Here is a 9,456-nt window from a genome sequence, read left to right on the forward strand (position 1 = left end):
GGGAGACTTTTTATTTAATTGTTAATCTTATTTTTCCTTCAGCCTTTTTTAGCCCTCTCCATCGGGGAGGGTTTGGGTGGGGCTAATTACAGTTCCTTTACCGCGTCTTTAAATTGCTGTCCCCTGTCTTCGTAATTTTTAAACAGGTCGAAACTTGCGCAGGCTGGTGATAGCAATACCGTATCGCCTTTGGTTGCCAGGTGGTACGCTACCTGTGCTGCCTCTGCTGCCGACATGGTGTTTACTATGATTTCTACATCATCTTCAAAGGCATCGTGGATGCGCTTATTGTCTTTACCCAGGCATACAATGGCTTTCACCTTTTGCTTAACCAACGATTTAAGCATGCTATAATCGTTGCCTTTATCAACGCCGCCTAAAATCAATACCACATCACTACTCATGCTCTCCAGCGCGTACCAGGTAGAGTTTACGTTTGTAGCCTTGGAGTCATTAACGAAACTGATGCCCGATATTTTACCTATCGACTCCAATCTATGCTCAATGTTCCGGAAATTGCCCATGCTCTCTCTCATCGTTTCGTTGCGCAGCTCAAGCACTTTGGCAACAATACCAGATGCCATTGAATTGTAGATGTTGTGCTTACCCTGCAGGGCCAGTTCGTTTATTGACATTTGAAAATGTTCTTGGTGTACGTTTATAATTAGGTTATCGTCGTCGAGATATGCTCCCGCTTCAATTTTATCTTCTATTGAAAAAGGCAGTTGTTTTGCCGGTATCAGTTTGCCTTCCATTACCTTTTTTGTTTCTGCATCATCCGCGCAGTATATAAAATGGTCGTGGCCGGTTTGGTTCTGCATTATCCTGAATTTAGATGCCGCGTAATTTTCTAGTTTGTAATCGTAACGGTCAAGGTGGTCAGGGGTGATGTTCAGCAACACCGCTATATCCGCCCTGAACTTGTACATGCTATCCAGCATAAAGCTGCTAATCTCCAGCACGTAGTAATCGTACTTTTCGGTAGCTACCTGGTAGGCAAAGCTTTTACCGATGTTGCCCGCAAGGCCTACGTTTAAGCCCCCGTTTTTAAGGATATGATATGTAAGGCTGGCGGTAGTTGTTTTACCGTTAGAGCCTGTTATGCATATCATTTTAGCATCTGTGTAGCGCCCTGCAAACTCAATCTCGGATATCACCGGAATGTTGTTTTCCAACAGTTTTTTCACCATTGGCGCCTTATCCGGGATGCCGGGGCTTTTAACCACTTCGGCAGCAGATAGTATCTCCGCTTCGGTATGGCCGTTCTCTTCAAATTTTACATTCCAGTCTTTCAACTGCTGTTTGTAATGCGCTGCTATCGCACCAAAATCCGATACAAAAACATCATAACCCTGCTGCAAAGCCAGGTATGCCGCCCCTACGCCGCTTTCGCCGGCACCAAGAATACATAGCCTCTCCCCGGCCCTCTCCGAAGGAGAGGGAGTTGATGGAGTTGATATGTTTTTGTTCCCGGTCAATGTTGCTTTTGTCTTATTTCTTGATTCTTGTATCTTGATTCTTGATTCTCTTATCTTAATTTCAGCGTTATCACTGTTATTATCGCCAGGAAGATGCAGATGATCCAGAACCGGGTTACGATCTTGGATTCATGGAAACCTTTCTTTTGATAGTGGTGGTGCAGCGGCGCCATCAGGAAGATCCTGCGGCCTTCGCCGAAACGTTTTTTGGTGTATTTAAACCAGCCCACCTGCATTATTACCGATAGGTTCTCTACCAGGAATACGCCGCATAGTACCGGCACCAGTAATTCTTTACGGATGATAATAGCGAACACAGCTATAATACCACCGATAGCCAAACTGCCTGTATCGCCCATAAATACCTGCGCGGGGTACGAGTTGTACCACAAGAAGCCCACACAAGCACCAACAAACGCACCGGCAAAAATTACCAGCTCGCCAGAGTTGGGGATGTACATAATGTTCAGGTAATCGGCAAAGAATGTATTACCGGATACATAGGCCAATATGGCTAACGTCAACCCAATTATAGCCGATGTTCCTGTCGCCAGGCCATCGATACCATCAGTAATATTAGCCCCGTTTGATACCGAGGTGATAATAACGATCACAAAAAGCATAAATACCAACAGGGCATAATGCTCATAACCCGGCCCTATAAATTTTAATACCTTGGCGTAGTCAAACTCGTTGTTCTTGTAGAACGGCATGGTGGTTTTGGTAGATTTTATATCCTGGGTCAAAACCTGTTTATCGCCACGCATATGAAAGTCAACCGGTACATCATACTTCACCGGCAGCTTAACTTCCTGCCTGATGGTGATGTTGGTATGGAAGTACATCGTCCACCCGATGATGAGCGCCAAACCAACCTGGCCTGTTATTTTAAACTTGCCCGCAAGGCCTTCTTTGTTCTTTTTAAATACTTTAATGTAATCGTCCAGGAAACCTATGGCACCCAGCCAAATGGTGGTAACCAGCATCATAATGATGTAGATGTTATCAATTTTAGCAAACAGCAATGTGGGGATCAGGATGCCAAGGATAATGATGATACCACCCATTGTTGGTGTCCCCGATTTTTGCATCTGGCCTTCTAATCCAAGGTTACGCACGGTTTCGCCTACCTGTTTAAAACGCAGGTAATCTATCAACCGGCGACCGTAAACTGTAGTCACCAATAACGATACAATTACCGCCATAGCCATCCGGAACGTGATGTACTGGAATACACCAATCCCCGGGATGCTGTAATTTTTACTTAGGTAATTGAATAGGTAATATAGCATACGCTTCGCTTAAATGTGCAGATATGCAAGTGTGCAGATGTGCAGATCATTCTTTTGTTATTTATTTATTAGTACTTTTTAATTGCACATCTGCATATCCACGCATCTGCACACTTACTTAATTCAGTTGTTTAAATTGTTCCTGTAATTCTTCCATATCGTCGAAATGGTTTTTCACGCCATTTATTTCCTGGTACTTTTCGTGGCCTTTGCCTGCAAGCAAAATAATATCACCCGGCTGCGCAAACATGCAGGCGGTTTTAATGGCCTCGCGCCTGTCGGCAATGCTTACCGTGTGGCGTTTAAAGGCCGGGTCTATCCCTGCTTCCATATCTTTTATGATCTGGGCGGGGTCTTCGGTGCGGGGGTTATCTGATGTCAGAATAACCTTATCGCTCCATTCGCTCGCAACCTTAGCCATTATAGGGCGCTTGGTTTTATCCCTGTCGCCGCCGCAGCCTATTACGGTTATTACTTTTTCGCTCCCTTTGCGGATGTCGTGAATAGTGCTCAACACATTCTGCACCGCATCCGGCGTGTGGGCGTAATCAACAATACCTATTATCTTATTTGGTGCGACTATGTATTCAAACCTACCTTCAGCACCTGTTAATTTGCTCAGGCTTATCAAAACCTTCGATCTATCCTGCTCCAGTAACATCGCAGCCGAGTATACTGCCAAAAGGTTGTAGGCGTTGAATGTGCCTACCAGTTTAAACCAAACCTCGTCACCATCAATATTCAGTAACAAGCCGCCGAACTGGTTCTCTATAATGCGGGCCTTGTAATCGGCCATGCTTTTAAGGCCGTATGTTTTTTTGTGTGCCGATGTATTTTGCAGCATCACATTGCCATTTTTATCATCGCCATTGGTTAATGCGAAGGCGCTTTTTGGCAGGTTATCAAAAAATGTCTTTTTAGCCTTCAAGTACAAGTCGAAGGTTTTATGATAATCTAAATGATCGTGTGTCAGGTTCGAAAAGATCCCGCCCGAAAAGCTCAATCCCTCTATCCTGTGCTGTGATATAGCGTGCGAGCTTACTTCCATAAAGCAGTAATCGCAACCTTCATCTACCATATCGCTTAATAGCTTGTTCAAAGCAACCGGATCCGGCGTGGTGTGGGTTGAAGGTATAATGCGGCCATTCACCTGGTTCTCCACCGTTGAAAGCAGGCCACACTTATAGCCCATATCTATAAACAGCTTATATAAAAGCGTAGCGATAGTGGTTTTACCATTGGTGCCCGTAACACCAACCAGCTTTAAGTTTGATGATGGGTTCTCGTAAAAGTTCGCGGCTATAATTGCCAATGCTTTTGAAGAATTAGCCACCATTAAAAAGTCCACCTCGGTTGCGGTATGGGCGGGCAGTTCTTCGCAGATGATCACGATAGCGCCATCTTTTATAGCCTGGTCTATATAATCGTGCCCATCTACAGCGGTGCCTTTAACGGCCACGAACATGGAGCCCGGCGTTACCTGGCGCGAGTCAAATACTATGGCTGATATTTCCACATCGGCACTACCTTGTAATTCGGTAAATGCTACACCCTCAATTATATCGCTTAAATATCTCATTGCAGTTCTATCGTTATTTTTGAACCCTTAGGTATAATGCTGCCCCCGGTTACCGATTGCATAGATACCGCGCCGCTGCCCTTTACACCCACTTTATAACCTGCGTTACCCAGGGCAAAAAGCGCGTCGCTCAAACCCATGCCGGTAACGTTTGGCACTGTGCCTGTTTTATATTTATTATCTTCTGATGCTATGCCGCTGCTGGTATCTAAACCGGTTGGCGTAGCAGATGCATACAATGGTTTTACACCCAATTTTGCGTACACCTTTTTCAATGCTTTTAAGTTGCCTTGTTTAAACTTAGGCAGCGATGTATTCCCAATTAAATGCGCGGGTGCCTGGTTTAGGTCCATATCGCTGGCATAAACCTTATCTGCAATTTCTCTAAACGCGGGGCCTGCAACTTGTGCCGCGTAATATCCGTTCTTAGGGTCGTTGATAACTACTATGAGCGAGTACTTTGGCTTATCTGCCGGGAAGTACCCACAAAACGACGACTGGTATTGCTTTTTAGCCTTGTAACCTTTGTTGGCATCTGCAACCTGCGCGGTACCCGTTTTACCGGCGATTTTATATAGCGGGTTGTAAACGTATTCGCGGCCGCTACCCTCAATAACAACGCCTTCCAGCATTTCCTGCATTTTTTTCAGCGTAACGTCCGAGCAGATCTTGTCATTTAAAACCTTGGTTTGAAAACGCTCTACCGTGTTACCTAACCGCCTTATCTCTTTTACAAAAACCGGCGATACCATTTTGCCATTGTTTGCGACAGCATTGTAAAGGCTTAACATTTTCAAAGGCGTTAGCTGCATTTCGTACCCGTAAGCCATTTGCGGCAGGGTCATATTTTTATTCCAGCTGCGGTTGTTTGGGTTTTTCACAACAGGCTGCGCTTCACCGGGTATCTGTAAACCCATCTTTTCGTTCAGGTGCCAGTCATACAGGTGGTTGGTAAATTTCGATGGGTTGTTTTTATAGCTTGTATTCACCAGGTAAGCAACCGCCGCGTTTGATGATTTTTCAAAAGCTTTTTTTACAGATACATCACCGATACTCCCGTGCGAATCTTTGATGGTATGGCCGGGGATCTGGTACTCACCGGTGTGTACAATCTTGCTGGTATCAACCATTTTATCCTCTAACAGGGCCATGTAAGATGCCAGCTTAAAGGTTGAACCGGGATCCTGATTTCCTGCAATGGCGTAATTAAATTTCTCTTTAAAACTACCATCCGGCATGCGCGAGTAATTAGCAACCGCCCTTACCTCGCCCGTTGCTACTTCCATTAAAATGGCCGCGCCGTGGTCGGCCTTAGTGTAGATCAATTGCTTTTCCAACGCGTTCTGCACAAAATCCTGCATGTTTACATCAATAGTAGATATGATGTCCGCGCCCTCTTTAGGTGCAATCTCGTCGTCGTCATTAATGGGCATCCAGACACCACCTGCCATGCGGCGCTCCAGGCGCTTACCGCTTTCGCCATTGATATAATCTGCGTAAGCCCCTTCAAGGCCAACGCCATTTTTCACGTTGGCGTTTTTATATCCAATGGTACGTTCGGCCAAAAAGCGGAAAGGGAAGATGCGCCTGTTTTGCGAAACTACGATCAACCCGCCTTTATACTTACCTAAATTAAAGATTGGGAACTTGCGGATGTCTTTCAATTGGTGGTACGTAACCTTGCGCCTAACCAACTGGTAACGTGAACTATCTTTACGCGCATCCCGGAAGATCCTCGTGTACTCACGTGCCGGTTTATCGCCAAAATAGCTCGATAGCTTCATTGATAATGAATCTATCTTCTCATTAAATATCTTATCGTTTTCGATACCGCCGGCAAGCATATCCATGTGCAATTCGTACTCAGGTACCGATGTTGCCAACAGGCTACCGTCGTTAGAAAAGATATTACCCCTTGTAGCCTCAATGGTTTTCTCGCGGGTAGACATGGCCCTTGCCATATCTTTCCATCGTTTACCCTGCGCAAACTGTACACGGCAAAGCTGAAATACCACAGCCCCCGCAAAAAGCAAGATCAACCCAAATGCAAGGTAAACCCTAACCAGTATGTTGGTCCTGATACTCATTCCTGTACGTCCTCCTTTACAGTTATTTTTTGTGGTGGCTCGGTCGATTCCTTGATGCCCAAAGTATCGGCACGCTTGGCAACCTCGGTTAATGTACTTTTAAAGGCAAGGTCGGCTTTGGTGCTTTTGTATTCCCAGCTAAGCTCTTTTACCTCTTTGCTTATTTTATCAATATCGCGGATGTTGTTTTCTGACAGGTGCCTGTTACCAATATACAGCATCCCTAAAAAGGCTATAAAAAAAACAAAGGGCAAAGCGCTGGTAGCATCATCAGTTGTGATGACCCCATTTTTTAGGAATTGGGTGAAAAAGTTGTCCGGAAGTTCCCTTTTTACAGGTTTCTCTTCCACGATAAGCTTTTGCTCCTCTAATTCTTCTTCCTGAATTTCTGTACGTAAACGATTGGTCATTTTTTTACAGCTATCCTAAGTTTTGCACTGCGTGCCCTATTATTTAATACTATCTCTTCGTCGGTGGCTATAATAGCCCCGCGACTAACCCCGTCGAACGGGCGGTTATTGTTTCCGTAAAAGTCCTTTTCTACCTCGCCGCTAAATTTGCCTTTGGCGATGAAATTCTTCACCAGCCTATCCTCCAGCGAGTGGTAGGACATTACTACGAGCCTACCTCCTGTTGCCAGCACATCTGCCGACTGCATCAGGAAATCTTTTAAGGCTTCCAGTTCCTGGTTAACCTCTATCCTTAACCCCTGGAAAACCTGCGCCAGGTATTTATTCTCTTTCCCCCTCGGGGTAATATTGCTTATCGCGTTCTTAAGATCGGCTATGGTAACTATGGGCCCGTTAAGCCTTGCGGTTACAATGGTTTTGGCCAGCGATTTTGCGTTTTGCACTTCTCCATACATCCCGAAGATGCGGTGCAGATCTGCCTCGCTGTAGTTATTTACCACCTCTTTAGCGCTCAGGTCTGACGCCTGGTTCATGCGCATATCCAGTTCAGCATCAAAACGGGTAGAAAAACCACGCTCGGCCTGGTCAAACTGATAAGATGATACACCCAGGTCTGCAAGGATCCCGTCAACCGGCATAGCATCATGCAGGCGGATAAAATTTTTCAGGTATCTAAAGTTTTGGTCGATGAAAGTAAACCTGTCATCATCTATTTTATTTTGCTGCGCATCGGCATCCTGGTCAAAACCAAACAAACGGCCGCCTTCGCCCAGGTGTTTCATGATCTCGCGCGAGTGGCCGCCACCACCAAAGGTTACATCAACATAAGTACCGTTTGGTTTAATATTTAGTGCCTCGATGCACTCGGCAAGCATAACCGGGGTATGATAATTACTCATCGCGCCCCCTTCCCTTGTTGGCCATTACTTCCTCTGCCAATGCGGCAAAGTTTTCGGGCTCTTCACTTATCATCTTCTCGTGCGCTTTCTTGTCCCAAACTTCTACTTTGTTAAGCATACAGGTTAGCACAACCTCGTTGGTAATGCCCGCGTAATCCAATAAATTCTTTGGCAGGTTGATCCTCCCGGTACCGTCAGGCTGCAGATTTTGCGCGCCTGCGGTAAAATATCTTACAAATTGGATGGCTTTTCTGTCGTATTCGTTAAGTTTGCTCAGTTCACCAAGCTTAATGTCCCATTCCCGTTTAGTGTAAATAACAAGATAGTTCTCAAGGCCACGATTGATCACAAGACCCTCTTTTTCAGCTTCTGGAAGCTGTTTCTTAAGGTCCGCAGGGATCATCATCCGCCCTTTGGCATCCAGTTTACAATTAAATTCTCCGGTTAAATAGGACATTCTATACGGTCAACAACATATGTAACGTAAAAGTAGATTACTTTTACCACTTTATACCACTTTTTACCACCAAAAGTTTTCAACATTTTTGGTGCCTTTTCGGCTATGTTATGTTCTTAATTTAGATCGCGAATTTAGATCGCGAAAATGAGTCGGTTCAAACAAATTGATGCATGTTAACAAAACAAAATGCTGATTTCCTTTAACTGACAGTTAATCAGTAACAATTTAAACGCAAGCCCCGCCATTCTTTTGTCAAGCAACCAATCTCGAAAGTGACGCGAGACTGTCAAGTGACATGGAATAAATCGGACTCAGGAACAAGGGAGAATTTATGCCGTGAAAGCACTTTACTGTTGATGTAAACGGGGGAATTTCGCTGTAGAAAAAGATACGGTAATCGTCTTTTGAAATACAAATTCATCCTCAATGTGTGATTTTTAAAGGCCATTAAAAAATTTCACCGCCAGCTTTGTTATTTTTGTCATTCATATTGCTTCGATATACGAATTCTGCATAAGCGACCTATTATATGAGTATAAACTACTGAATACTTGTGCACCTTTTGTTCAATAGAAAAGCATTTTATTATATAGTTAGTCCAGGTTCTTAGGGTTTTATTTTCAAACCAAAGATCTATTGTATCGCCTTTAAAGTCTATAATGCATAACGGTGAGTGAATCCCTCAAGCCCTTAAACGGGTTCATTATCTGTAGGATTTATTTGTTGCTCGTTCAAATTCTGATTTTTGATGGTTATCTGATGTATTCTTTTTCTGAAAGTATTGGCGACTTTTATACGAATTCATTCCATTCGACGGCGTCAACCATAAACTTAGCGAACCGGTTTCTGCTCATTTTAAAAATAGCCGGCCTCCTGTTGTAGTTAATCGTCAGATCTTTTTGTTCGTCGTTGTCATTCAATGCTACCGGCCTGGCAATTACCCAGTCGAGCCCTGAACGTCTAAGCAATTCTTCCTGTGCATTGTGATCTGCAAACGAAATTTTGAAGTTGGTCAGTTTTATACCCAGTCGCATAAACCACGGAACGTAAGGATAAGAATCACCTACACCTATCGATGACAAAGAGTGACAATTCTTTTAATTCCAATTTCGTTCATACTCTGAATCGTGTTCAGTATCGCTGTTTCCATGTTATGGTTGATATTCCGGGGATGTTGACCACCTGATTCCGTGGCAAATTGACCAGGCAATTAGCTGGCGAACGATAGCAGCGAGAGCTGTAAAAGCGTTT

8 protein-coding genes are annotated in these 9,456 nt (G+C 44.3%); all 8 read right to left on the reverse strand.

Annotated features, from left to right (window positions below; all coding sequences use genetic code 11):
- Positions 1 to 86 precede the first annotated feature (86 nt).
- Positions 87 to 1,478, reverse strand: a complete 1,392-nt coding sequence (murD, locus tag ACVW0P_RS18245) for a UDP-N-acetylmuramoyl-L-alanine--D-glutamate ligase (RefSeq protein WP_457133330.1) — start codon at positions 1,476 to 1,478, stop codon at positions 87 to 89.
- Between the two features lie 50 nt (positions 1,479 to 1,528).
- The gene (gene mraY / locus ACVW0P_RS18250) at positions 1,529 to 2,770 is read right to left on the reverse strand and encodes a phospho-N-acetylmuramoyl-pentapeptide-transferase (RefSeq protein WP_354429133.1); all 1,242 of its coding nucleotides are present in this window, start codon (positions 2,768 to 2,770) and stop codon (positions 1,529 to 1,531) included.
- Positions 2,771 to 2,888: 118 nt separating this feature from the next.
- The gene (locus ACVW0P_RS18255; protein WP_457133331.1) at positions 2,889 to 4,349 is read right to left on the reverse strand and encodes a UDP-N-acetylmuramoyl-L-alanyl-D-glutamate--2,6-diaminopimelate ligase; all 1,461 of its coding nucleotides are present in this window, start codon (positions 4,347 to 4,349) and stop codon (positions 2,889 to 2,891) included.
- Positions 4,346 to 6,436, reverse strand: coding sequence for a penicillin-binding protein (locus ACVW0P_RS18260; protein ID WP_457133332.1), 2,091 nt, complete (start codon positions 6,434 to 6,436; stop codon positions 4,346 to 4,348). Before ACVW0P_RS18260 ends, ACVW0P_RS18255 begins: the two co-directional genes overlap by 4 nt.
- Positions 6,433 to 6,846: an FtsL-like putative cell division protein gene (locus ACVW0P_RS18265; RefSeq protein ID WP_354429128.1), complete on the reverse strand. Its 414-nt coding sequence runs from the start codon at positions 6,844 to 6,846 to the stop codon at positions 6,433 to 6,435. Before ACVW0P_RS18265 ends, ACVW0P_RS18260 begins: the two co-directional genes overlap by 4 nt.
- Positions 6,843 to 7,745, reverse strand: a complete 903-nt coding sequence (gene rsmH, locus ACVW0P_RS18270; RefSeq protein ID WP_457133333.1) for a 16S rRNA (cytosine(1402)-N(4))-methyltransferase RsmH — start codon at positions 7,743 to 7,745, stop codon at positions 6,843 to 6,845. The genes ACVW0P_RS18265 and rsmH overlap by 4 nt, the downstream gene beginning before the upstream one ends.
- Positions 7,738 to 8,202 (reverse strand): division/cell wall cluster transcriptional repressor MraZ, encoded by a 465-nt coding sequence (mraZ, locus tag ACVW0P_RS18275; RefSeq protein WP_354429124.1) that lies wholly within the window; start codon positions 8,200 to 8,202, stop codon positions 7,738 to 7,740. The genes rsmH and mraZ overlap by 8 nt, the downstream gene beginning before the upstream one ends.
- 794 nt (positions 8,203 to 8,996) lie before the next feature.
- Positions 8,997 to 9,287 (reverse strand): NAD(P)H-binding protein, encoded by a 291-nt coding sequence (locus ACVW0P_RS18280; RefSeq protein WP_457133334.1) that lies wholly within the window; start codon positions 9,285 to 9,287, stop codon positions 8,997 to 8,999.
- Positions 9,288 to 9,456: the final 169 nt, after the last annotated feature.

The sequence above is a fragment of the Mucilaginibacter sp. UYNi724 genome, from assembly GCF_054057495.1.